Annotated in this window: 26 protein-coding genes; 12 read left to right on the forward strand and 14 right to left on the reverse strand. The window is 67.1% G+C overall.

All coding sequences use genetic code 11. From position 1 onward, the window contains the following. Positions 1-55 precede the first annotated feature (55 nt). The 7 genes from AB0F17_RS57335 to AB0F17_RS57365 form a co-directional block, all read right to left on the reverse strand. Positions 56-1,186 (reverse strand): helix-turn-helix domain-containing protein, encoded by a 1,131-nt coding sequence (locus AB0F17_RS57335; protein ID WP_358042943.1) that lies wholly within the window; start codon positions 1,184-1,186, stop codon positions 56-58. Beyond that, on the reverse strand, positions 1,176-1,445 hold the full coding sequence (locus AB0F17_RS57340; RefSeq protein ID WP_358042947.1) for a hypothetical protein: 270 nt from the start codon (positions 1,443-1,445) through the stop codon (positions 1,176-1,178). Before AB0F17_RS57340 ends, AB0F17_RS57335 begins: the two co-directional genes overlap by 11 nt. 294 nt (positions 1,446-1,739) lie before the next feature. Continuing rightward, positions 1,740-2,681: a hypothetical protein gene (locus AB0F17_RS57345; RefSeq protein ID WP_358042950.1), complete on the reverse strand. Its 942-nt coding sequence runs from the start codon at positions 2,679-2,681 to the stop codon at positions 1,740-1,742. 26 nt (positions 2,682-2,707) lie between these two features. Continuing rightward, positions 2,708-3,331 (reverse strand): hypothetical protein, encoded by a 624-nt coding sequence (locus AB0F17_RS57350; protein WP_358042953.1) that lies wholly within the window; start codon positions 3,329-3,331, stop codon positions 2,708-2,710. Positions 3,332-3,698: 367 nt separating this feature from the next. Further along, a complete protein-coding gene (locus AB0F17_RS57355; protein WP_358042955.1) occupies positions 3,699-4,493 on the reverse strand; it encodes a phosphatase PAP2 family protein in 795 nt (264 codons plus the stop codon). Between the two features lie 258 nt (positions 4,494-4,751). Next, the gene (locus tag AB0F17_RS57360) at positions 4,752-5,675 is read right to left on the reverse strand and encodes a serine hydrolase domain-containing protein (RefSeq protein ID WP_358042958.1); all 924 of its coding nucleotides are present in this window, start codon (positions 5,673-5,675) and stop codon (positions 4,752-4,754) included. Between the two features lie 70 nt (positions 5,676-5,745). Further along, positions 5,746-6,150, reverse strand: coding sequence for a RidA family protein (locus AB0F17_RS57365; RefSeq protein ID WP_358042961.1), 405 nt, complete (start codon positions 6,148-6,150; stop codon positions 5,746-5,748). 29 nt (positions 6,151-6,179) lie between these two features. On the opposite strand from AB0F17_RS57365, the gene AB0F17_RS57370 reads away from it, so the two are divergent. Further along, a complete protein-coding gene (locus AB0F17_RS57370) occupies positions 6,180-7,202 on the forward strand; it encodes an aminoglycoside phosphotransferase family protein (RefSeq protein ID WP_358042964.1) in 1,023 nt (340 codons plus the stop codon). A gap of 269 nt (positions 7,203-7,471) precedes the next feature. Here the strand turns inward: AB0F17_RS57370 and AB0F17_RS57375 are convergent, their stop codons facing one another. Beyond that, the gene (locus AB0F17_RS57375; RefSeq protein ID WP_358042967.1) at positions 7,472-7,882 is read right to left on the reverse strand and encodes a VOC family protein; all 411 of its coding nucleotides are present in this window, start codon (positions 7,880-7,882) and stop codon (positions 7,472-7,474) included. Positions 7,883-8,441: 559 nt separating this feature from the next. Here AB0F17_RS57375 and AB0F17_RS57380 point away from each other — a divergent pair. Next, entirely contained in the window at positions 8,442-8,660 is a 219-nt protein-coding gene (locus AB0F17_RS57380; protein ID WP_358042970.1) for a hypothetical protein, read from the forward strand. Between the two features lie 163 nt (positions 8,661-8,823). On the opposite strand, the gene AB0F17_RS57385 is transcribed toward AB0F17_RS57380, so the two are convergent. The 3 genes from AB0F17_RS57385 to AB0F17_RS57395 form a co-directional block, all read right to left on the reverse strand. Then, positions 8,824-9,090, reverse strand: coding sequence for a hypothetical protein (locus tag AB0F17_RS57385; RefSeq protein ID WP_358042973.1), 267 nt, complete (start codon positions 9,088-9,090; stop codon positions 8,824-8,826). Between the two features lie 444 nt (positions 9,091-9,534). After that, positions 9,535-9,879 (reverse strand): hypothetical protein, encoded by a 345-nt coding sequence (locus tag AB0F17_RS57390; protein WP_358042976.1) that lies wholly within the window; start codon positions 9,877-9,879, stop codon positions 9,535-9,537. Positions 9,880-10,069: 190 nt separating this feature from the next. Beyond that, on the reverse strand, positions 10,070-10,543 hold the full coding sequence (locus AB0F17_RS57395; protein ID WP_358042979.1) for a carboxymuconolactone decarboxylase family protein: 474 nt from the start codon (positions 10,541-10,543) through the stop codon (positions 10,070-10,072). A gap of 309 nt (positions 10,544-10,852) precedes the next feature. On the opposite strand from AB0F17_RS57395, the gene AB0F17_RS57400 reads away from it, so the two are divergent. The 5 genes from AB0F17_RS57400 (at position 10,853) to AB0F17_RS57420 (ending at position 13,498) form a co-directional block, all read left to right on the forward strand. Continuing rightward, positions 10,853-11,101: a hypothetical protein gene (locus tag AB0F17_RS57400; protein ID WP_358042981.1), complete on the forward strand. Its 249-nt coding sequence runs from the start codon at positions 10,853-10,855 to the stop codon at positions 11,099-11,101. Positions 11,102-11,207: 106 nt separating this feature from the next. Next, a complete protein-coding gene (locus AB0F17_RS57405) occupies positions 11,208-11,531 on the forward strand; it encodes a hypothetical protein (protein WP_358042984.1) in 324 nt (107 codons plus the stop codon). 255 nt (positions 11,532-11,786) lie between these two features. Further along, positions 11,787-12,074, forward strand: a complete 288-nt coding sequence (locus AB0F17_RS57410; protein WP_358042987.1) for a YciI family protein — start codon at positions 11,787-11,789, stop codon at positions 12,072-12,074. Positions 12,075-12,149: 75 nt separating this feature from the next. Further along, a complete protein-coding gene (locus AB0F17_RS57415; protein WP_358042990.1) occupies positions 12,150-12,566 on the forward strand; it encodes a methyltransferase domain-containing protein in 417 nt (138 codons plus the stop codon). Positions 12,567-12,733: 167 nt separating this feature from the next. Continuing rightward, positions 12,734-13,498 carry a methyltransferase domain-containing protein gene (locus tag AB0F17_RS57420; RefSeq protein WP_358042993.1) on the forward strand — a complete coding sequence of 255 codons (765 nt, stop codon included), beginning with the start codon at positions 12,734-12,736 and terminating at the stop codon, positions 13,496-13,498. Here the strand turns inward: AB0F17_RS57420 and AB0F17_RS57425 are convergent. Beyond that, a complete protein-coding gene (locus tag AB0F17_RS57425; RefSeq protein ID WP_358042996.1) occupies positions 13,458-13,700 on the reverse strand; it encodes a hypothetical protein in 243 nt (80 codons plus the stop codon). The two genes, AB0F17_RS57420 and AB0F17_RS57425, sit on opposite strands and share 41 nt — an antisense overlap. A gap of 573 nt (positions 13,701-14,273) precedes the next feature. Between AB0F17_RS57425 and AB0F17_RS57430 the strand changes: the two genes are divergently transcribed. After that, positions 14,274-14,885: a GNAT family N-acetyltransferase gene (locus tag AB0F17_RS57430; RefSeq protein WP_358042998.1), complete on the forward strand. Its 612-nt coding sequence runs from the start codon at positions 14,274-14,276 to the stop codon at positions 14,883-14,885. A 121-nt stretch (positions 14,886-15,006) separates the two neighbouring features. On the opposite strand, the gene AB0F17_RS57435 is transcribed toward AB0F17_RS57430, so the two are convergent. Both AB0F17_RS57435 and AB0F17_RS57440 read right to left on the reverse strand, forming a co-directional pair. Continuing rightward, positions 15,007-16,374, reverse strand: a complete 1,368-nt coding sequence (locus AB0F17_RS57435) for a glycosyltransferase (protein WP_358043000.1) — start codon at positions 16,372-16,374, stop codon at positions 15,007-15,009. Further along, complete coding sequence (locus AB0F17_RS57440) at positions 16,322-16,870, reverse strand: GNAT family protein (protein ID WP_358043003.1); 549 nt, start codon at positions 16,868-16,870, stop codon at positions 16,322-16,324. The genes AB0F17_RS57435 and AB0F17_RS57440 overlap by 53 nt, the downstream gene beginning before the upstream one ends. 109 nt (positions 16,871-16,979) lie before the next feature. Between AB0F17_RS57440 and AB0F17_RS57445 the strand changes: the two genes are divergently transcribed. The 4 genes from AB0F17_RS57445 to AB0F17_RS57460 all read left to right on the forward strand — a co-directional run bounded on the left by AB0F17_RS57445 (position 16,980) and on the right by AB0F17_RS57460 (position 23,828). After that, the gene (locus AB0F17_RS57445; RefSeq protein WP_358043006.1) at positions 16,980-17,663 is read left to right on the forward strand and encodes a response regulator transcription factor; all 684 of its coding nucleotides are present in this window, start codon (positions 16,980-16,982) and stop codon (positions 17,661-17,663) included. Next, positions 17,660-19,102, forward strand: coding sequence for a HAMP domain-containing sensor histidine kinase (locus AB0F17_RS57450; protein WP_358043009.1), 1,443 nt, complete (start codon positions 17,660-17,662; stop codon positions 19,100-19,102). Before AB0F17_RS57445 ends, AB0F17_RS57450 begins: the two co-directional genes overlap by 4 nt. A 50-nt stretch (positions 19,103-19,152) precedes the next feature. Further along, complete coding sequence (locus tag AB0F17_RS57455; protein WP_358043012.1) at positions 19,153-20,406, forward strand: hypothetical protein; 1,254 nt, start codon at positions 19,153-19,155, stop codon at positions 20,404-20,406. Between the two features lie 560 nt (positions 20,407-20,966). Continuing rightward, the gene (locus tag AB0F17_RS57460; RefSeq protein ID WP_358043015.1) at positions 20,967-23,828 is read left to right on the forward strand and encodes a BTAD domain-containing putative transcriptional regulator; all 2,862 of its coding nucleotides are present in this window, start codon (positions 20,967-20,969) and stop codon (positions 23,826-23,828) included. Positions 23,829-23,878 lie beyond the last annotated feature (50 nt).

The raw sequence follows: 23,878 nt of genomic DNA on the forward strand, positions 1-23,878 counted from the left end.
CGACGAATCGGGCGTCGAGGTCGAAACCGCCGACCATGGTTGTGCGATGGTCCAATCAGCCGAGGGCGTCGAACTCCAGGGCCCACGCCAGTTCGACGATCACCTCGGTGGATGCCAGCGATGCCCCGGTGAGCTCGGTGAACCTGTTCAGGCGATGGCGCAGCGTGTTGACGTGCACGACGAGGGCGGCCGCGGTGCGGGCGATGTTCTGCCCGTTGTCGAGATAGGCGCGCAGCGTCACCTCCAACTGCCGGCCGAACTCCCCGTGCTCGCGCAGCGGCGCGAGGTACCGCTCCACCAGGTAGGCCCCGACCTCGGGGGCGTTCGCGGCGGCGACCCGCCACGAGAGGTCCTCCAGGGCGAACACCCCCTCGGTACGCAGCCGCGTGGCCGTTTCCAGCACGTTGCCCGCGGTACGGAAGGACTCGGCTTGCCGGGCCAGCGGCACTCGCGCCCCCATGCCGACCACCAGCCCCGGCACGGGCGCGGGCCTGCGCGCCACGACTCCGGCGCAGTCGCCGCCGAGCACGGCGATCAGCGCCGGCCTGCCGGGCGCGCTGCCTCCGCGTTCGAGCAGGCGCCGCAGTTCCTCGACGCCGCCCCTGCTCTCGCCCCGCGCGCGCACCGCGGCGTACCGCCCGAACTCGTCCAGCCCATAGGCGGCGCAGCGGCGGCCGAGGTCAGCCTGGCCGATCGTGCCGGTCAGCAGGTCGCGGACGAACTCCTCGCGCAGATGGGAGTCGCGCAGGGCCTGCTCGACGGTCCATTCCTGATACCAGCGCATGACCTGGTGCGTGAACGCGTCGCCCAGCGACCACAGCAGCCGCGAGCCGTCGAGCGTCAACTCCGGGGCGACCCCTTCGGCGAAGGCGATCTCGATGAACCGCCGCTGGATCACCCCGATGTTCGCGCGGTAGCCCCACAGCATGTCCTCGATCGGCACGCCCTGCCGCGCCCGATCACGGGTGATGCCGGACTCCGGCAGCTCCTCCGGCGCGAGCTCCCGCCCGGATCGCAGTGTGCGCACCGCCGTGTCGAGGTTGCGCCGCGCCGACTCCGCCAGCGCGGCCGACGGGATCGGCGCGTACGACGCCAGCTCGCCCAGCAGAACGAGCGTGCGCTCCAACAGCAGGTCGCCGTCACTCGCGAGCCGCCGCACGGCAAGGTCGAACGCCTCACGCGTCATGGGAGCACGTCTCGGAGCCGGCCGCGCGAGGAGATGCCGAATGTGCGGAACGCGCGGTAGCGCGGCGGGTGCTCACGGTGCGGTGGGACAGCCGGCCGACGCGGTTCTGGGCGGCCAGGCGGGCGATCTGGAGCTCCAGGGCGGTGAGCCGCTCCGAGGTGGCGGGAGTGCGGTTGCCGGTCGGTTCGCCGCTGGCTAGGTCCCGTACCCACCGTGTGATCTCCTTCGCCGCCACCGGGCGGCCGTCGAGTTGCCCCACCCACCGCCACCGACCGGACCGGTCCTTGGTAACCGTCGAGGAGTTTGCCGACAGGAGTGCCGGTGGCCAGGTCCGACACCAGCACCGTACCGTTGCGGCCGCCGGAGACCACCACCGGACGACCGCCCAACTGCGTCACCGCCACCGACAGGACCCACTCCTGTTGGCCGTCCGGTGATGGGACCCCCGCCGCTCTGCCGTCCTCGTCGTCCTTTTACATCCGCGCGACGCCGATGCAGTTCGAGCATGCCCCGGGAACCTACATCGTCCCCACGATCACTGCCCTGCCGTGTGTCAGCCGAACAGCAGGGCACGCTGCGGTTTGACGAGCTTGCTGTGAAACTCTTCGCGTTGGGTGCCAAGGTGGGCGACCTCGACCGTATTCGCGAGAAGACGTTGCCCAGTCGTACCGATCATGTTGCCGTCGAGATCGAGTCGCCGGAGGCCCGAGAAGGCCAGCTGATTCGCGGCGATGAATCGGGCTCCGCGGTCGGTCAGCCCACCTCCGGAAAGGTCGAGCGTGTCGAGGTCGCGCAGCAGGGGGGACCCGGCGAGTGCCTCGACCAGTTCGTCGGCGATGTCGGCGCAGCACCTGAGGTGTCGCAGAGCAGGGTAGCCGTCGGCCGCGAGAAGAGGCAGCAGGTCAGCGGCGGTGCCGGTATACGAGCCGAAGATGCCACCGCTCCACTGATAGTTGTAGTTGCCGAGCCAGATCTCCAGGGCGTCGAGTGCGGGAAGGCCGGCACCGCCGAGGTCGGCGACGCACCGCGGGGACATCGTGTCGCAGCGGATCGCCAGGCGGGTCAGGGCCGGAGACCGTATCGCGTGGAGTCGCAGGCGGTCGCCGTGGAGCACCAGGTGGCGCAGGGTGCGCATAGCCGGCCAGAACTCATCGGGCACCTCGATTTCGGTCACCCAACCCTCACCGTCCTTGTCCAGGTCCTCAGGTATGACCTCGCCCCACTTATCTGGGTACGTGTAGTCCCCCAGATACAGTCGTTCCACAGGCGGTCGCATCGCGACAAGAACATCCATCACCTCCCGATAGCGGGCCGTGTGGCGGACTGTGGTGCCGACCGTGAGGACGCGAGGTCCGCTGGGCGCGGCGGCGAGCAGGTCGGCAAGTTCGGCGGCGCAGCCGGCCACGTCCGGATAGCCGGAGGCGGACGGCTCCATCCGCAGATGCAACTCGTCCAGGTCACCGTCACGGTGATCTGTGAACAGTAAGTGGGGCAACGCTCCTCCAGCCGGGTTTTTGGTGATCAGGGCCGGTCGGGCGAGGAGGCTAGGCGGTCGTGAACCAAGCGCTGTCGTTCCACCGAAAGACCGCGAGCAGCCATGGCCCTATCCAGAAGATCAGCATCGAACCCCTGCGTGGCCATGTGGTCGAGGAGAGGTTCGTATCGATCGGACCGATCACGCAAGAGTTCTGTGGCCAACCGCAGTTCCAGGCGCACCACAGGAACACGATGCGAGCCACACGTGATCAAGACGTAGTGCTGCCACGGGCCACGGCCAATGCACTCCATCTCATCGGAGTCGGTCTCGTGCTCGACCGTGCTGATCTCTAATTGGACCCCGTTCACCTCGTACCTAGCGAAATACTGCGAACTCTCGGGGAACCAAGATGCCGCATACAGACAGGGAAAGGACGAGAGAGCGGCAGCGACCGTGTCCACGTCCTCGCGCCGAGCCACCAAGACGTCAACATCTCCGACAGGAAGATGAACACCTTGCAGCAGAGCGGCACTTGTGCCACCCACGCGGTACATCGGATCGGCCCCCACAGCCTTCAGCGCGGTGAGAGCCGCCTCTAACGCCGACGTTACGTCCACCAGCCGCAGAGATGCCGCACCGTCTCCCATGACGAGCAGCGTACCGATCATGGCCTTCCGAGGTCAGGGCTCTGGTCGTGTGCAATCAGACAGGGCGACGGGCGGTCGATCACGGTCACTCCCGTCCGGCCGTACGCCCAGCTCAGTGCCCCACACCCCGCTCAACCGCATCGCCTTCGCGTTCATGGGGAGGCGGCCATCGCGTGATCCTTCGAGTGCGCAGTCCAAGATCGAAGGAGAACACGGCGATGGCCGCGGACAGCAGTGTGACGCCCGGCGGGCGGCCGATGGCCGGTACCTGTTGCGTTCCATGACCATGGCTTTACGGCCTGTCTCTCCTCGGGCGAGGAAACGTTCGGATGTTCGGCTCAGCGGCGATCGACCTGGTGTGGGTGGCGGACGGCAAGATCGTAGGCGCTCAACCCCCAGCACGTCGGTGCTCGGTGAGGTGGCCCCACACTGATACGACAGCGATGGAGACGGCCAGCAACACGGCGCTTCCGGCGATGTCGAGGACGTAGTGGTTCCCCGTGATGAGCACAACTGCCGTCATACCCAGCGGGAAGATCCACGACAGCAGCGCCAGCCGTGGGTGGGAGGCGCGCAGCGCGTACCATGCGGCATACGCGCACCACAACGACCACCCCACATGCATGCTGGGCATCGCCGAATACAGGTTCTGGCCGTTCTCGATCCCTCGCGAAGCATGGCCGCCCAAGAGGTCGTGCCCGGCAATTATGTCGACGACGCCCGGTAGGGCGAACCGTGGGGGCGACATGGGCAGCGCCCAGAAAACGGGTAGCACGAGGACCAGCATCGCGACGAGGGTCCGGCGGACCTTGATGTAGACATCGGCGTGCCGGACGTAGACCCACACAAGCACACCGATGATCGCGAGGTAGTACAGGCGGTAGTAGTACACCGCCAACTGGATGAGGGATGGATGCTCGGTCAGCCACTGGTTCGCCCTCAGCTCGATGTCCAGGTGGAGGGCCCGCTCTATGGATTGCAGGGCCAGAGCGTTGGCGGTCGCGGCTGCGACGTCCTTCCCGGCGATGGCATGAAGCCACGAGAAGAGCAGGATCACGAGCAGCAGGCCGGCCACTTCGACGAGGGGTGCGGGGCGCCCACCCATCCTCCCGACAAGTGCGGCTGACCGGGCCCATGCGACCAGGCACGATAACCGGTCGGCGGCCACCTCACGCAGGCTCACGCGGGTCACACTATTTCACCCCGCGTGAAGCGGGTGCCGCGTTCGCCGCCCAGGTCCTGGCACTTCTCGAGTCGGTGGATTACGCGCACGCACCGTGCCGTCTCGGCATCGACGATCACGGGCGAGACATCCTCAGTTTCATCCCGGGCAACTTGTCGGCACCTTGCCCGAGCGCGAAATGAGGAGGGCATCGGGCGCTGGTGTTCCTGCCGCGGACGTGACCTACCGGACCGCCCTCTGATGAGATTCGCGACGACTCTAGGTTGTGAGTTCCTCGATCATGGCTTGGGCCAAAGTGGCCGTGCGGTCCTCGTCGTCGTCCAGGGCGATGATGACGAAACTGGAGCACTGATCGGCGAGGCGGACGAGTTGCGCGCTCAGCCCGGCCCAGCTACCGCCGTGCCGGTAGATCCGCCGGCCTGCGTGCTCGCGGACGCCGAGGGCCCACGCGTAGTCGAGTTGCGTGCCGTCGTCCAGGTGGCCGGGCGCTTGCAGGAGCGCGGAGACGCCCAGCTCGTCGCGTTCCAGGGCCTGGTTCCAGCGGATGAGGTCCGGGGCTGTGGACCAGACCCCGCCGTCGCCGAGGGACAGCGGTGCCGGGTAGTGCGGGTCGAGGGGTGCGGCTCCGGGCGGATGCGGGGCCGGGCCGGACCAGTACCGGCTGTTGGCCATCCCGAGCGGGGCGAACACGTGCTCGCGGGCGAAGTCGGACAGCGGCCGGCTCGCCGCGCGTTCGATGATGACGGCCAGGCAGACGTAGCCGGCGTTGCAGTAGCGGTATTCGGTCCCCGGTGTACTGACGAGGTGGTCGAGCCGGACAAGTGCGTGGATGACGCCGGCGGTGGTGCGGTCGAGCTTCGCGCGATGGAGATCGTCGAATTCGACGACCTCGGGCAGGCCGCTCGTGTGGGAGATCAGATGGCGCAGGCGCACGGTGCCCGCCCACGTGGGGAGCTCGGGCATCCACTGCGCCAAAGTTGATTCGGTGTCCAGCCGACCCTGTTGCACGAGTAGAGCCGCGCAGGCGGCCGTAATCTGTTTGGACAGCGATGCGGTGTAGACGATCGTGCCGGCAGTCAACGGCTCCCCGGCTGTGGTCCGTCCACTGGTCAGGAAGGCAGGCGGTGCGTTGTCCTGCTGTACGCCGACCATGAGCGGGTCGTGGGCGCCGTAGCCGGCCATCCTGGTCAGAGCGGCGGTCCGGTCACGAAGCCGTGGTGCAGGAGTTCGGTCGGAGTTCGACGGCATCGGTTCAGGCCGACAGTGTCGCGGTGAGGTCGATCTCGATGAGTTGTCGTTGGTATCCGAGCGACGTCACTCCTAGCAATGTGCTGGCGGTGGTGAAGGCTTCAGCCAGTGGTGATGCCTTGAGCTGCCACCACACCGCGGAGAGGATGTCGCTGTCCGGGCTCACCACGTAGATCACCGACCGGACCACGTCGGCGGGGGTGGCGCCGGCTGCCGCCAGTACCGCAAGGCAGTTCGTGACCACCTGCTCGGTCTGCGCGGTGAAGTCACCGGGGTCGCCGACCACCTCGCCGGAGAGGTCGAGCGGACACTGGCCGGCCAGGTGCACGAGCCGGTCGGCGTTGGAGATGGTCACATGGCTGTAGCCGGCCGGTTCATGAACCGTCGACGGATTGAACCTTTCGATCACCGGCTCATTATTCAAGCGCACCCGGCGAGGTGTACATCGATTTAAATTCACCGGAATCCCTCAAGATCATCCCGCGGCATAGCCTCAAGTCGCCCTACAGGGCCGAAAACACGTTGCAGGAGAAGGCTGAGACGCGGAACGCTTCCGGCGTGAAGATGCACGCCGACCAGCTGACAGTGTCACCGGAGACAGTGCGCACATTGGTGGATGAGCAGTTCCCTGAGTGGCGGAGCCTTCCCATCACAGGCATCGCTGCCCATGGGACGGTCAACGCCATCTTCGGCATCGGCGACCGCTTCGCAGCTCGGTTCCCTCTACAGGCCGGGCACGTCGACTCAACGCGGCGTTGGCTGGAGTCCGAAGCGGAAGCAGCCCGCGAGCTGGCGGGTCGCACGCGGTTCCCCACGCCCGAGCCGGTCACGCTCGGTGAACCCGGCGCGGGATACCCACTTCCATGGTCGGTGCAGACTTGGCTGCCCGGCGTCGTGGCCACCGATGAGGACCCGGGCGAATCTGTCGCATTCGCCCACGACCTGGCCGATCTCATCAATGACCTGCGCACGATCGACACGCATGGCCGCATGTTCGCCGGCAAAGGCCGGGGAGGCGACCTTCGATCACACGATGTATGGATGGAGACCTGTTTCAAGCGCAGCGAACAACTCCTGGACGTTCGGCGTCTTCGCCAGATATGGAAAAGTCTTCGAAGTCTGCCGCGCGAAGACGGCGACGTGATGACCCACGGTGATCTCATCCCCGGCAACGTGCTTGTGTCCGCTGGTCGGCTGGCTGGGATTCTCGACGTCGGCGGCTTCGGACCGGCCGACCCTGCTCTGGATCTCGTGAGTGCCTGGCATCTGCTCGAGGCTGGGCCGCGGCAGGTGCTCCGCCTGGACCTCGAGTGCGGCGACCTTGAATGGGAGCGAGGCAAAGCGTGGGCATTCGAGCAGGCGATGGGGCTTGTCTGGTACTACCTCGAAACCAACCCGGCCATGAGCCGGATGGGACGACGGACCCTGGAACGCATCCAGGCCGATAAATCGCCTGTCTGAGCTTGAATGATCCCGATCGTCGTCGTGCGATTAACGGCAATTAGGCAGGGTCAATCACGGTCGCTCAGAACCGGTTTCCTCCCCAGCTCACAGCGCTCACGAGCTGCGATCTTCGCAGTTCCCAAGCTGACAGCGCGGGTTCGACCCGTCTTGATCTTGGCCCCTCCGGGCTTCCTCGCCCCGACCTACGTGATTCTGGACAACCTGTCGGCGCACAAGAATCGGCGTATCCGCTGGGGAGGGCGCGCCCGAGTTGAAGCCGCGGGTGGTTATCGAGGGCGGGTCCCCAGGTGCTGAGAGATGCGCAGTAGGTAGCCGTCCGGGTCCTGCACCGCGAACTGGCGGACGCCTACGGAGTCGACGGTGCGCTCGTACCAGCGCTCTTCCAACGGCAGCCACATCTCGTGGCCGGCAGCGAGCAGCGTGGTGTGAATCGGGTCTACGTCATCCACTTCGACAGTGAGGTTGATCCCACGCCCGTAGGGGTAGTCCAGTTCCGCGCGCGGGTAGAGACGGTCCCGGCTCCACGGCTGCTCCAGCATCAGGTCCGCCCCACCACGTTCCAGGTAAGCGAATCGCTCCTGGGGGCGCTCGTAGCGAATCCTGAAGCCCAGCAGGCGGTAGAAGGCCAGGCTGGCCTGGATGTCGGAGCAGATCAGTTCAGGAACAAGTCGAGACACTTCGCCACTCTGGCAGTTCCCCGAACACCCCAGCAATCTCATCGTCATGCCATGGGGGTGCTCACAGCGCGGGTTCGATTCCCGTCACCCGCTCTCATGGCGAAGGCCTATGAGCGTATCTTCGGTGTGGCGGCGTGTGCACGATGCCAGGCGCTGTTCCTCCACTGGGGGCATCGGCGGAAGCGCCTGCCCTTCCCCCTGGGCTCACACTCCCTGACGGGGCTCGTGATCATCGGCCAGCCGACTCCCCTCTCCGACGAATACGTACTGGAGAACGTCGGCAACCGGGACCGGCCCGGTGGAAACCCCGGCTTCCGGTGGCGTTTCAGGTGTGTTCAGGGTTGTGGGACTCCGGCAGCCCTAGCCTGTACAGCCACAACTATTGCCCGCGTGACCGGCTGAGCCCTTGTCGCGTCTGTGATCTAGACGGGGCATGCTAGGCCGGTAATCGAAGAGCCGGGAGGAAGCAGTGGGGTGGCGCGTCGCAGTCGTGGCTGGCATGGCCCTGGCCGCAGTTCCCACGATTACAGCGGCGGCCCCGGTCGGAGCGTCTTGCCTGATGTCGACGTCATATACGGACAAGCTGATCGATGCCTGGATCGCTGAGAATGCACCAGCGACGGTGCAGCAGCCCGTCCCTGAGATCACTGCGACGTTCTCTCCCTACATGGACGTGAAGGTGATGGAGGGGCCGCCTCCCATGGGGGAGGAGAGCGTCACGACAGAAGAGTTGGCGCTCTACGTGGTGGCGCTGAAGGGGTGCAACAGCGATACGTGAGCAGGAGCTTTCTGCTCGGGAGGCAATCGTGAGCGGCAGGTCCGCGGACGCGGACCCTTAAGTCCACCGATCCCTTGGCGCCGACGAACGATCACCTCACTGTGGTCTGCCGTGTACCGGTCCATGTGCGTCTGGGAGCGGAGGCGCCGCGACCGGTCGGTGCTTACGCCGACCGGCCGACACGAGCCTGCAGCGCGCGCAACGACTCGGCCACCACCTCCGGGCACTCCTCGTGCAGGAGGTGACCCGCCGGCGGGACCACCCGGACCGTGAGGTCGTCGGCGTACCGTTCGCCGCCCGGCAGGAGGTCCGGCGGTATCACCGGGTCCGGTGCGCCGCCCAGGATCACCGTGGGCACGGCCAGTCGGAGGCGGCGGTGCGTGCCGAGGAGCAGCGCCGGAATGTCGCGCAGCACGTACTGCCAGAACATCGACTGTCCCGCGTGGGGAGCGCCTACGCGCGTCGGTGGGCTGTTCACGGTCAACGGGCGGTTGCCGTACCTGCTTCGACGCTGGCTGAGGGCGGATGACCTGGCATGCCGCCATTTCAGAGCGGAGGAGGTCCTTCACGCCATGCGCCGGAAGCCGGCGACTGGACCTGGTGCGGCGAACTGGTCAGCGCGTACCGAACAGGTCCTGCGAGAGGCGGCCGGGCGTGTGGCGGACGGCGATCAGGATGCCACGGCCTTGTCGCGATCGATAATCTTCGAGTGCTACGGCCGCCGGCCGAGGTGGGGCGACAAGTACAACGAGTACGCCATTGATCTGCTGTGGCTGACCAGAGTGCTGCCCGAGGTGCGCTTTCTGTTCCTGGTACGTCACCCGAATCCCTGCTCGCCGGTCAACGCGGGATCTGGGCAGAACTGTCCGGGCCGCTATGCATGGCTGCCGGGCTCATCCTGGACCTCATGCGGGTAGTACCCGTAGTGCCGTTGCTGCCAGCGCCCGAGGTAGCCCAAGCCCACGAAGAACACCCCCATGACGACGGCACCGCCGAGGCAAAAGAGCAGGGAGAACAGGGTGAAGGCGTACTTTGCTCCAAGCGCGGCACACATCAACACGATGACGCCCATGAGCGCCCCAAAGGCAGGGCCCACGATCAGCCCGAGGCGCACAGGATGGGCCGCAGCGAACCGCTGACCGCGATGCGGCCTGACGTCGCCGTCCAAGAACGCATCTAATCGCCAGTACCAGCCCGCAAGGAGCCTCAACAGGCGCATGGACGACCCCCTTCACGCCTCTGGCGAGGGCGCTCCGGGCTCCGGGATGATCCCGAGGGCGCGCTTGCTACCCAGGGTACAAAGGAGCCTGAGCATCCCCCCGCCATCGACCGGGACAAGCCGATCCTGGCCTGTGTGGTGCTGCTGCTGGTACGAGACGGCACCGGCGGTCCCGGCCGGGAGTTGCTCGTTATCCGAACTGGCCGGGCTGGTAGTCGCCGGCGGGCTGCTGGATGATGACGTTCAGCCGGTTGAAGGCGTTGATGAGGGCGATGAGGGACACCAGGGCGGCGAGCTGGTCCTCGTCGTAGTGCTTGGCGGCGTTCGCCCAGGCATCGTCCGTGACGCCACCGGCCGCGTCGGCGATGCGGGTGCCCTGCTCCGTCAGCTCCAGGGCGGCGCGTTCGGCGTCGGTGAACACCGTGGCCTCCCGCCAGGCCGCGACCAGGTTGAGGCGGACCGAGGTCTCTCCGGCGTGCGCGGCGTCCTTGGTGTGCATGTCGGTGCAGAAGCCGCAGCCGTTGATCTGACTGGCGCGGAGCTTCACCAGCTCCTGCGTCGCCGCCGGTAGCGTCGAGTCCGAGAGCACCTTGTCCGCCGAGATGATGTGCTTCAGGAACTTGCCCGCGGTCGGGTTGCCGAAGACGTTCAGACGTGCGTCCATGGATGGTTCCTTTGCCGTTGCTGGTGGTCGAACATCTCTGCCGGAATAGACGGGACAGCTCGGCGAGATGTGACAGGAACGAATGTGACGTGCGTCTCAAAGAACAAGTGCGTCGAACTCAGGGTGTTGCGTTCCATGGCGAGCCCACCGTCGAGCAGAGCCAGCCAGGCACCCTGTTTTCCGATCTTCGCAGTGAAATGATGCTCGGCGCCGCCGGGCCTGCCACCTCATCCACCGTGGGTGTTCCCGACGAATACTTCAAGGAAGCGCTCAACGGCTTGGGCGGAGTCACTGGCACCGGGAGGATATGTGAAGGAAAGACTGTGGAAGCTCGGCCTTGCCTTTGTGGCGGTTCTGGTCCTGGGGCTGGTCGCTCTGACGGTGGTGATCTTCTTGCCTGATTCACTGCCGTATGTTCTTTTTGCCGTGGTGACCATCCTCGTGGTGGGTTCCATTCTCTTCGACCGTTTCGTCCTATCCGACCCGGAGCCCCCCGACCTGCCGCCGCGATCGGCTCACGACGTGAGGATGGAACAACATCGTCGCGATCCCTGGTGACGCGGTGCCGTGATCTCCATGACTGCGGTCGCCAGTCGATGCACGCTGCGAGGGCCTAATCACTGATCTTGACGCTGCACCACAGCGGTGCCAGCATCCACTTACTATGACCGCCAATCCCTTACTTGCGAACGGGCAGAGCTACAGGCCCCTCGCCTCCGTCGTCGCTTTGCTGAGCGCGATCTTTATGATCATGCCGGTTCGCCGCGTCGTGATCGAGGTCAGCGAGTTCGGCCTGCGGGAGCTTTTTGTTCCGGTGCTCATCCTGGTCGGACTACCCGTGCTCGGGGCGCTTGTTGGAGCCTTCTTGAGGTTTCAGGGTCCAGGCGGCAGATTCCTCGGAATCACATTGGGGATCTTTGTCGCCAGTCTGCTCTTGATGGCGCTACTCGCCTGCTGGTGGTTTTACGCCATCACCACCGGCTTCTGAGATACGGCTGATCTCCGCTCGTGGTTGGGGGTGGTCGGTGGGCCAGCCATCCGTGGCCTGCCCGATCGAGGAATGCTCGAGAGGGACTCACGGGGAATCATAGAACTCGGATCCCTCCCCTCGCAGGTCAGCGTTTCCCCAGCTCAAAGCTCAAGATTTGGAGAGAGCCCGGGTTCGACTCCCGTCACCGGCTCTACGCCCACTTGAGGTCGACTTCGGTGATCTCTCTCGTCCCTCACCTGTCACAATTCGGGCATGTTCGTTGTCACAGTGACCTACACAGCAGCGCTGGATGAAGTGGATCGGTGGCGGCCGGCCCACGGCGACTGGCTGAACGACCTCATCTCACGACGGCTGTTTCTTGTGGCTGGGCGCCGGGTGCCCTTGACCGGCGGCGTCTATTTCGCCTCGGAGATGCCCGTCGAAGAGCTTGACTCCATTCTCCGCACTGATCCGTATGCCCTCAACGGTGTCGCCACGCACAGCGTCGTGGAGTTCACGCCGCTGCTGGTCGCAACCGGCCTGGAGAGCCTCAAGGGCTAGCGGAGATCGGCTTTGTGACCTCGTTCCCTGATCTCAGGGGTTCTCGGAGGTTTTTCCATTGTGAGGATGGTTCTCATGAGCGATGACATCTGGGCTTCCCTTGCCGATCAGTTCGTAGACGGGGCATACGCGTCAGTGAAGGGGCAGGTCCGTACTTACGTTCTCCACCAACAGCTGATGGAGCACCTCACCGAGCCACCGGGCGCCGTCTTGGATGTGGGGGGAGGGGCGGGACATCAGTCGTTCCCTCTGGCCCGGGCCGGCTACGAGGTGACCCTTCTCGACTCCTCCCCGACGATGCTGGCCAAGGCTGAGCAGAGGCTGGCATCCGAACCCCCAGAGGTGCGCGACCGCGTACGGCTGGTGCAGGCCCGTGGTGAGGACGCCGCCGAGGCGACAGGTGGCCGACGCTTCGCGGCTGTGCTCTGCCACGGCGTCCTCCGGACGGCTCGAGTGCCAACTGCTGCTCACGGGCCAGTCGGAGCCCGCTGAGCTGAGCGGGCGGGCGCGACGCTGAGTCCCGCTGGGTCGCCCGGTTTCTGGCCTCGAACCAGCTTCAGCTGCGAAAGGCCGACGCGGGTGGGAAACCGTACGGCCTGGTCGGACTGTCGATGAATAATCGGGTAGCCCATGTTCCCCATCCTCAATACCGTGACCAGGTGCTGAGCTATGACGTACTCGTTGAGCAAGCCCTCCAGGCGTCCGTCCGCGGATGGGACTTTCGCTGGCTGCGCGGCCGAGTGAACGGTGGAAATCCGTCGTGGGTGTACACCGAGCGAACCTTGTCGCTGCTTCCGACGGCGCGGCGAGTGCTTGACATGGATACCGGTGGTGGTGAGGTCCTGGCCTCCCTGTCTCCGCTTCCGCCTTACACGGTTGCCATGGAGAGATGGCAACCCAACATCCCCATCGCCGGCGAGCGGCTGAGGCCGTTGAGGGTGCCGGTATTGGGTGGTGCCGCCGATCACATCCCCGTGCGCGAGACCACTTTCGACCTTGTGCTCAACAGGCACGGTGCGCTGAACGCGGCCGAAGTCGCCCGAGTTCTTGTTCCTCATGGCCGACTGCTTACGCAGCAAGTCGGCAGTCGCAACGGGTTGGACCTGAACGCCGCCCTGGGTGCGCCACCCCCTACCGATCCGGAGAGCTGGACATTGGCCGTCGCCGTCGACCGTCTCCGCCACTGTGGGCTGCACGTGCTGGACGCTCGCGAGGAGATGGTCGAGTACGTCTTTCACGACATCGGCGCAGTCGTCTTTCAGCTACGTGCTGTTCCTTGGCAGGTTCGCGACTTCGATCGCAACCGCTATGACCGGCCGCTACGTGCTCTCCATGAGCGCATCTGTTCCGAGGGCGCATTCACTACTCGCGATCACCGCTTTCTCATCGAAGCCGAACTTCCTCGTCGCTCTGGTCTGGGGTGAGCGGGCGCCGCGCACGGCTGTCGCACGTTTGCAGGCGTACGTACACGAGCTGCGGGCCCTGGTCGGCAAGGAGCGCATCAGCCGCGTTGGCGCCGGCCACCGCATCCACACCGGCGCGGACGAGCTCGACCTGCGGCTGTTCGAGCGGTACAGAACAGCCGCGCGCGCCGACGCAGGAGAGGGACGGCACGCCGAACTTCACACCGCTGGGGAGAGTTCGATGCCCACTTGGGCCACGATCACCATGAATAGCGGTCACCCATAACCTCAAAGACGCCTTTATCGGCGCTCTCCTCATTCCGGCTGGCGTCGCGCCCTACGACGCTGATGCCCGGTATCGCGTGGAGTCGGCACCCACCGTTTCTCATGTCTGATCGCCAGTCGAACCGCCCAGTAGATGAGGAAGAACAACAGCACCACAGGGCTGATCCATAGCAACACCAGGGACAGAAACTCAATCATCAAAATCGCCATTCGATCATCGACATAAGGGACACAAGGATGCCCGATCTACCCTTCAGCGGCTACCAGCGGCGCTACGTCTACTAACGCCACCAACCGGCGACCACGAAGAACGAAACGACGCGAGGAGTCACGGAAGTGTGGTCACGCGGAGTTGGCTGTCGTCGGGTCGGTCATGCCGCAGGCGCCGGCGTACGGCACCTGTCTGTACGGCCATCACGCTGAGGCTGTGGGCGATCGCGTCGGGCAGCCGGCCGCCATCCCGGTTCGCGGCCGCCACTGACAGCGTCTCTGCTCGGCTACCCTGTGGGCCGTGAATCAGAACGATAGTGTCGAAGGAGCCGAGCAGGCGCTGACCGGCCTTGGGGGAGATTCCTCCCGCGTGACCTTGCGCCGGCTCACCATCGACGATCAAGACGAGTTCATCGAGTTGGTCCGTGCCAGTGCTGAGCTGCACCATCCGTGGATGTCCCTGCCCAGCACGCCGCTGGAATTCCGCAAATTCTTCGAGCGATTCGACGACCCTCTGGCTGCCGAGGGCCTACTGGTCTGTGTGCGTGACACCGGTGCTGTAGCGGGCAACATCAACATCAACAGCATCATCCGGGGGCGGCTCCAGTCCGGCTCACTGGGCTATGCGGCCTTCGCTCCCTCTGCCGGCCGAGGGTACATGTTCGAAGGCGTCGGTCTGGTGCTGCGCTATGCGTTCGAGCACTTGCGCCTTCACCGGCTGGATGCCCAGATCCAGCCCGACAACCATGCTTCTCTGAAGCTGGTTCAACGCCACGGGTTCCGATCCGAGGGTTACTCGCCCGACTTGCTCTTCATCGATGGCGCCTGGCGGGATCACGAACGGTGGGCCATCACCAACAGCATGAGTGGGATTGTTCCGAGCGCTCCGCATCCAAGCCTGCCTATTCCTTGAGGTCACTCCGTCTTGGACGGTTCGGCGCAGGGGTCACGTGCTCGTTCGGCGAGGGAATCGTGATCAAACGATCGGTATGCATCCTCGCCTCCAACGGATCCTTTTCGCTGAGGAACTCGTTTCAGCATGAGTTTTGAGAGTCCGCCGCCAACAATAGTTGTGCGGCGGCCTTCGCGCCGTCGGTGCGTACCGCGGTGGCGATGGATCGGGCGCGGGCTGCCACGTCCGGCTGGAGAGTACGGCTGAGAGCTTCGGTCAGGGAGTCGGTGGTCGGTGCGCCGGGCGAGTGCGCTGTGCCGATTCCGAGGTCGTTGATTCGTTGTGCCCAGTAGTGCTGGTCGAAGTGCTGGGGGATGGCGACCTGGGGTGCTCCGGCACGCGCGGCCGCGGTGGTGGTGCCCGCGCCGCCGTGGTGTACGGCGGCGGCGACCCGCTGGAAGAGCGCCTGCTGGTTGACCTCTCCGATGGACAGGCAGTCGGGTTCGCTATCGAGTAGCGCCAGGTCGGCCCAGCCGCGGAGGACGATCGCGCGGCGGCCGAGCGCGCGGGCCGTTTCGATCATCGTCTTGCCGAGGTCATGGGGCGCGCGGATGCTGCCGAAGCCGAAATAGACGGGTGGTTCGCCGGCCTCAAGGAATGCCTCCAGCTCCGCAGGAAGCAGACGCTCGTCCGGCAGGATCCAGGCGCCCGTCTGAACCACATCCGGGTCATCGGGCTCAGGCCAGGGCCCCAACGTCGGGTCGGCGGCCAGCCAGGGCTGGTCGGTGAACATATGGCTTCGGACGTCAGGGACCGGGGCCAGGCCGGCCGATGCCCGATGGGAGTTGAGAGCAGCGCCCCAGAGGTCGTTCCAAAGTTGTGCGTCCTGAGCCCAGAGCGTGTGGTTGTCGGCCTTTCCGTCCGCTGGTGCGTCTCCCCGTATCGGCATGAAGGGTGGCGCATGGTGTGAGGAGGGGAGGGCTATGGGGCAGTAACCGGCGAAGACGTAGCGGATTCCCAGCTGCTCGGCCATCGAGCGAGCGGCCATCACCAGGTATCCGCCTGCCACGATGACGTCGCAGCCTTCGGCGGCCGCCGGTAGCGTCTCGAACTGGGTGGCGATCGTGGCTTCCACCATCTGACGTCGCTGCTCGGGCGAGGGCGGGGCTGCTGTGGGGCTGGCTTTTCCGGTCGAACGCAGTTCGGGGCCGAGGGGCACGAACGGGATTCCGAGGCCGTCGATCCAGTCGCGGAAGTCAGGGGGCGCGCACACGCGGACTTCCTCGCCGAGGGCCCGCAACTGCACCGCCAATGCCACTACCGGCTGGACATCGCCACGCGACCCGATTGTCGACAGCAGTACACGCATCGAAACTCCCCCGAGAAGGCTTCGGCCGCAATTGGCCGACGCATTGTTGATGTGAGCCGCGTCTCCGTTCGGCGTGTGCTGATGCAGCTCACGACCCAGAGCTGATGAGCTTCGAATACAGATACATATCCCGACGCTCACCCCCCACCTCCTGCCAACTACGCAAGAGACCCTCGCGAACGAACCCCGCCCGCTCGGCGGCCTTCCACGACGGTGCGTTCCACGGCTCCACATGTAACTGCAGCCGGGGAATCCTCAGCCGTTCCAGGCCCCAGGACGAGATCGCCCGCAAGGCAGTACACGCGACCCCCTGACCCCGGGCCGACTTCGCAACCCAGTAACCCACCGACGCTCGACCATGAGGGCCTGGCCACAACCCGATCTGGCCCACGGCTCGGTCGTCTCCGGCGATCGCGATCGCGAAGGAGTAGCCGACTCTGTCGATGGCCTTACTCCACTGACGTCGGATGAAGGCGGCGCCCTCCGCGTCTGAGTAATTCGGCGGTACGCCGGTGATCAGAGGGATGTACGCGTCTTCGGAAGCCTCTCGCACCACCGCGACATCATCCAGCCGCCATGGGCGAAGCACGAATTTCTCGCCAGCCGGGAGTTCGGGAACGACGAGAGCGTTGTCCATTCCCGCATCATGCCACTGGAGGTGATCATTTCCCTCTCGGTCAAGCCTTCGGGACGGGGCGATTCCCGGCTCGCGAGGCGGAATGGCGGGTGCCGAATAGACTGCGGCGATGACCGCGTACCGGATCCTGGCGGTGGACGACGATCAGGCCATCCTGCGCTCGCTGCGGCGCGGGCTGCGGCTGGAGGGCTTCGCCGTGGATATCGCCGAGTCGGGGCGGCAGGCGCTGGAGCGGGTGGATGGCCGGCCCGATGCGATCATCCTGGACGTGTCTATGCCGGAAATGTCGGGCATCGAGGTGTGCAGCCGGTTGCGTGGGGCTGGGTCGCAGGTGCCGGTGTTGATGTTGTCGGCCATGGATGAGGTGGCCGACCGGAAGGCCGGGCTGGCGGTGGGTGCCGACGACTACGTCGTCAAGCCGTTCGATCTGGGTGAGCTGGTGCTTCGCCTGCGCGCTCTGTTACGTCGTGCCGGATGTGCCCCGGGGACGGTGGTGCGCGTCGGAGCGCTGGTCGTCGAGCCTGACGCGCGCCGGGTCACGTTGCGCGGCCGCGAGGTGGAGGTGACGCGGCGTGAGTTCGACCTGCTGGAGGTGCTGGCGCGTAACGCCGGCATCGTGTTGTCCCGGTCCGTACTGCTGGAGCGCGTCTGGGGCTATGACTTCGAGGTGACCGGCAACGCGGTGGACACGTTCGTCGGGTATCTGCGGCGCAAGCTGGAAGCGGGTGGTGAGCCGCGCATGCTGCACACGGTGCGCGGGGTGGGGTTCGTGCTGCGGGAAGCGCGGCCGTGAAGCTGTCCACCCGGTTCGCGCTCTGCCTCGCTGTGGCCGTTCCGCTGCTGGTCGGGCTGGCGGGGCTGGTCCTTCTCGGGCTGGTCTCGCAGGATCTGCGCGCTGAGCGGGACGACCAGCTCACGGCGCGGCTGCGGGCGCTGACTCCGATGGCGGCGTTGTTCGCGTGGCGGACCCGCGTACTGCCCGCCGTCCCGCCCGACCTCCTTCAGCAGCGGCTGACCGCGGCCGCCAGCGCGGGCGGGGTCTGCGTCGTGGAGAAGGGTGAGAAACGGCTGGTCATCGGGGATGTTCCGGGTACGCTGCCGGTCGGCGCCGGGCCTGCCGACCATGTCGAGGGGGAGCGGCGCTGGCGCTTCGTGGCCGCCGACGTGGGGTGGCAGGGGACCGCGCGGCTGATCCTCTTCGAGCCGGAGGAGCGCCTCGGCGACCAGATCGCGGTGCTCGGCAGGCGGCTGGTATCCGTCACGCTGGTCGCGGCCGGGGTGGGCGCGGTGGCCGGGTTGGTGCTGGGCGGGTTCGCGGTACGTCCGCTGTCGAGGCTGGGCCGGCAGGCACGTACGATCGGCAGGCGGCAACGGCCGCCGGACCGGCAGCCACGTACGATCGACACGCCGTCTCGTACGGATACGCGCCTGGCGACCACGGCAGGTGTCGCCGAGATCGACGAGCTGGCCCGCCTCCTGAACGATCTCCTGGACCGGCGCGACGCGGCCGTGACCCGTACCGGGGAGGCACTGGAGACCGCCCGTGCCTTCGCGGCCACCGCCGCGCACGAGCTCCGCACACCGCTCACCAGCATGGGCACCAACCTCACCCTCCTGGACCACCCCGAACTGGACCCCGCGGACCGCGCCGAGATCATCGCCGACCTCGCCGCCGAACACGGCCGCATCCAGCGGCTCATCACGATGCTGCGCCGGCTCGCGCGCGGCGAACTGCTCGACCCCGACGCCTTCACGGATACCGACCTGACCGAGATCGTCAGCGACGCGGTCGAGGACGCGCGGCACCGTCACCCGCACGCCACGATCACGGCCCGTCTGGCGGACGGCGTGCGCGTACTCGGCTGGACGGAGGGGTTGCGCATGGTCGCCGACAACCTGCTCGACAACGCCGCCATCCACGGCGCCGACGGGTCCGGCCGGGTGGCGATCACCGTGACTCTGGAGGTGGGGGAGGAGGTCGTCCTCGCCGTTCAGGACGCGGGCTCGGGGGTGGTGCCGCAGGAGCGTGATGCGATGTTCGCCCGTTTCCGCCGTCGCTCCGGCAGCCCGGGCTCCGGGCTCGGCCTCACGCTGGTGCGGCAGCAGGCGACGCTGCACGGCGGCACCGCCGGGCTGAGCGCTTCCCCTGACGGCCCGGGAACGCGGGCCGAAGTACGTCTTCCCTTGACCGGCCGGCAAGCGCCGGGATCCGGGCCTTCCTGGCTGGAATAGCCCGCCCGCATGCCAGAGATCTGCCAAGGAGCCTTGTCACCATGCCTCGCATGATCACACCAAGACTGGGTGCCGCCCTGGCCACCGCCACCCTCCTCGTCACGTTTCCGCAGTACGCCGCCGCAGCCACCCCGCCGGTGACGCCCGAGTGCGCATGGGGGGTCAAGGTCTCCGCCGACACGCGCAACGTCTTTTACCCCGACTCCGCCGCCACGTACTGGGTGCTGCCGTTCACCGTGCAGGAGGGGTTACGGATCACGCTGGCCGGCCAGTACCCCGACAGCCGGTACGCCTCTGTCCAGGTGTACAAAGAGGGCGGCGGCCTGTTCGAGTCGAACGGCGTCGCCTCGTCGCTCACCGACCACCGCATCCAGCCGGACGCGGGCAGCATCAACCCCTGGCAGCAGCAAGCATCCCCCGGTGGCCACTACACGCTCGCGGTGACCGCCGATGCGGCTCCGGGACAGGTCAACACGCTGCCACTGGCCCCGTCCGGCACCCCCGAAGGCGCCAAGGGGAACATCGTCTACCGCGTCTACCTCCCCGCCGACGGGGACTTCAGCCAGGTGCGGCTCCCCGCCGTCACCTTCGAGCGCGACGGCGTCACGCAGCCCGTACCCACCTGCGACACTCCGCAGCCCACGACCAGCGCCGCCGCGAAAAATGCGGGTGGTGTGGCCAGCGCCGCCACACCACCCGCGCAAGACGCGGACGCGCCCGCGTTCGCCCGCGCGGACCTCGTCGACCGTCCGACCGGCGGTTTCCCGAACGGAGACTCCGCCTACCTCTACGCCGACGTCACCCCACCCGTCGGCCGCCAGGTCGTCGTCATCCGCGGCAAGGCCCCGCGCAACGCCGAGGGGTCGCACCCGGCCCCCTGGCCGGCCCTGGGCAAGGACGTGCGCTACTGGTCCATGTGTACGAACCTGACCCTGCCCCCGTACAAGGTCGTGGTGAACCCGCTGCCCGACGGCACGTCCGACTACGGATGCCGCGCCGACGACCACACCGGGCTCGACCCCGACGGCCGCTACAGCTACGTGGTCGGCGGGGAGTCGCAGCGGCAGGCGATCGAGCAGGTGCCCGGGGTGACGTTCCTGCCGTTCTCGGCTGCCCGGCCCGCGGCGACGCATCGGATCATCCTCCGCAACATGGTGGTGGACGCCGGCTTCGCCGAGGCCGTGCAGAACGTGCCGGAAGACGGCGATCCCGCCTCCGCCGCGGCCGTCATGGGCGAGTACTACCCGGTCACGAAGGTCTGCTCGCTGGCCGCGCTCACATCGGAGGGACCGGCGGACTGCTGATTCACGGGCGCCCAGCCGAACAACGAGAGACGCCCACGCTGACGCGGCCGGATCGGCCGTCGGACGCCGTCGTGTCCCGCTGATCGCGGGTGCCGCGGGTTCAGCCGCCGCGGTGGCCGGGCGAGGCGCCGTGCGGCGAGGGGAGGCCGCCGGCGCCACCGGAACGCGATCATGGAAACGAAAAGCATCATGCCGCTCGCACGACTACATCGGCGAGTGCAATGCGTCTTTGGTAAGGACGGGAGAATTGCCGCCCAGAGTTACCATTCGCTACAACCAGTTGTCCCGTCAAAAGGTCAATCAGTCCAAGCTTCAACCGGCCTACCCGAAATCAATGGACAGCCGGTCATGGACCGGCGACACAGCGCCGTTGAATTCCACCTGGCGAATGCGCCGACCGGCATCAGGAGCCTGAAACGGTCACCCACATCTCCCAGAGAATTGTAGGCACGGGAATCACGGTAAACGTTCTCAGAAAGTTAGATAACGTTTACAGTGGCCCTCATGACAAGATGGAGCGGCTGATGGTTCCAGTCGTGACATACGGAATCCTGGGGCCATTGATTGTCCGACGAGATGACACCGACGTCCCCGTCGCCGGGATGCGGGACCGTACGGTGCTCGCCCGCCTCCTCCTCGCCCCCGGCGAGGCGGTCTCCAAGGACCAGCTCATCGACGCCCTCTACGGCGACTCGCCGCGCAAGACGGCGTCCACCCAGATCCACGGCGCCGTCAAGCGGCTGCGCGGTCTGCTCGGTGCCGGGTCGATCCAGCGGAGCGTCGACGGTTACGCGCTGCTCGCCGAGCCCGAGGCCGTCGATGCGAACGTCTTCGACGGACTGGTCAGCCGGGGGCGTGCGGCGGCGCGCGCCGGCCGGACCGGTGAGGCCGCCGCCGAGCTGCGCCGGGCGCTGGAGTTGTGGCGCGGCCCCGCGCTGGCCGGGTTCGAGGGCGAGGTCTTCCAGACGGCGGCCCGCAGATGGGAAGAGTTGCGCCTGGCCGCGCTGGAAGAACGCATCGAGGCCGAGCTGGCCCTGGGCCGCTACGCGGAGCTCATCCCGGAGCTGCACCTGCTGACCGCGGTCCACCCGATGCGCGAACGCTTCGCCGCCCAGCTGATGCTCGCCCTCTACCACTCACAGCGCGGACCGGAGGCGTTGCGCACCTACGTCGAGCTGCGCAACCGGCTGATCGACGAGCTGGGCGTGGATCCGGCGCCGGAGCTGCAGCGGCTGTACGCGCAGATCCTTCAGCAGGACTCCGCCCTGCACCACTGGCATGAGGTCGTTCTCGCCCCCCAGCAACTGCCCCCGGGCCTGCCGTCGATGATCGGCCGGGGCGCCGAGGTGAAGCAGGCCATGCTCGCGCTGACCCCCCAGCGGCGCAGGCACCTGCCCGTGGTGGTCGTCGTCGGGCATGGCGGGATCGGCAAGACGACCGTGGCGCTGGAGGTCGCGCACGCCCTCAAAGGGGACTATCCCGACGGCCAGCTGTTCGCCAACCTCGGGGGTGCGCAAGCTCGGCCGGCCAGGCCGCACGAGGTTCTGGCCAGGTTCCTGCGCGCCCTGGGGACGGGCGGCGCGGCCGTGCCCGCGGACATGGAGGAGCGGTCCGAGATGTTCCGGTCCGTGGTCGCCGACAAGAGCCTGCTGATCGTCCTGGACGACGCGGTGGACGCCCAGCAGATCGCCTCGCTCCTGCCCGGGAGCTCCGGCTGCGCGGTGATCGTGACCAGCCGGGCCAGCGCCGCCCAGTTCCACGGCGTAACCCTGATCCCGCTTCTGCCCTTCGAACTGGACGACGCCAGGGCGCTGCTGACCCAGTGCGCCGGAACCGAGCGGATGTCCGCCGAGCCGGAGGCCGTCAATCGCGTCATCGAACTCTGCTTCGGACTGCCGCTCGCCCTGGCCATCGTCGGCTCCCGGCTGGCGGCTCGGCCCATGTGGCAGATCAGCAAGGTGGCCGCCCGGCTCGCCGACCGGGAACGGATACTCACCGAGCTGAGTGAGGTCGAGCCGGTGCTCGAGTGGGCCTACGGCACGCTGGACAGCCAGACGCGCTCGCTGCTGAGGCGTATCGGCCTGTCGGGCCAGCGCGAGGTGTCCGCCTGGATGGCCGCCGCCCTGGCCGACATCTCGCTCCCGGCCGCCGAGGAGCGCCTCGACAGGCTCGGTGAGGCGGGCTTCCTGTCCCCGACCGGCGAGCGGTCGCACGAGGGCGCCCTCTACACCTGTCATGACCTCGTCCTGGCACTCGGTCACGCGCGTGCGATCAAGGAGGACTCACCCGCGGAGCGGATCGCGGCGCTCGACCGGTCCTTCGGCGCGCTGCTCAGCCTGAGCGACGCCGCCTACGTCGCCCTCCGCGGCGGGCACTGGGGCATCGTGCGGGGTGGTGCCCGCCGCTGGGAGCCGCGCGGGGCCTCGTTCGACACGCTGCGGCCCGACTGGGCGCCCACCTGGCTGGAATCCCAGGCCGCGCGGATCGCGGCCGCGGTGCACCAGGCCGCCGAGTTCGGCCGGGCGGAGTATTGCTGGGAGCTCGCGCTGGCCTTGTTCCCCCTGCTGGAGGCGGGTGGGCACTTCGAGTTATGGCGTACGCTCACCGATCGTGCCTTGGAGGTCGTCCGCCAGGCGGGAGACCTGCGCGGCGGGGCCGCCATGCTCTACTCCCAGGGCCACCGGGCCGTCATCCATCACGATCGGGGCGAGGCGAGAAAGCTCCTCGACCGATCGGCTGCCCTGTTCCGGCTCCTCGGGGACGCCGGGGGCGAGGGACTGGCGCTGAGCGACGTCGCCGCCATCCGCAGGAGCGCAGGGGATCTGGCCGGGGCGGAGGAGACGTACGCGAGAGCCGCCGCGCTGCTGGCCGCGGTGGGTGACCGGGCGAGCGAGGCGGGGGCCGTACACGGGATGGCCAAGATCTTCCTGGACCGGCACGCCGACTGGACGGCCCGCGTCTACCTGGAGAAGGCCAGGCTGCTCGCGCATACGGCGGGCAACCGGGGCCTGGAGGCGCAGATCCTGCACAGCCTGGCCGTCCTCGACGCCCATGTGGGCAATCTCGATGCCGCCGAGATCGGGTTCGAGAACGCGTTGCGGATCATCCGCTCCGTCGTTCACCACGTCGGGACCGCGTTCGTCCTGGTGGATCTGGGCATCCTGCAAGTCGGCCTGGGCAAGCGGCAGGCCGGATTCCTCAGCCTGCTCGAAGCCTGTGAGCTGGCCCAGATCGCCGGGGAGCGCCGCATTGAGGCCAAGGCGAGATGCGCCTTGGCCTCGGAGTACGCGAAATTCGGAGAGCTGGCGCTGGCGGTCGCCGATTACACGGTGGCCCGAGCGCTCTTTCTCGCGCTCAGCGACGAAGAGGGCGTCGCCCGCGCTCAGGAGGGACTGACGGACATTGCACGAGCGGTGCCTTAGCAGAAGCCCCACGGTGGGTCACACGCGGCTGTCGCCGGGGAAGAAGCGGT

The organism is Nonomuraea sp. NPDC026600 (genome assembly GCF_040638335.1).
Lineage (GTDB): Bacteria > Actinomycetota > Actinomycetes > Streptosporangiales > Streptosporangiaceae > Nonomuraea.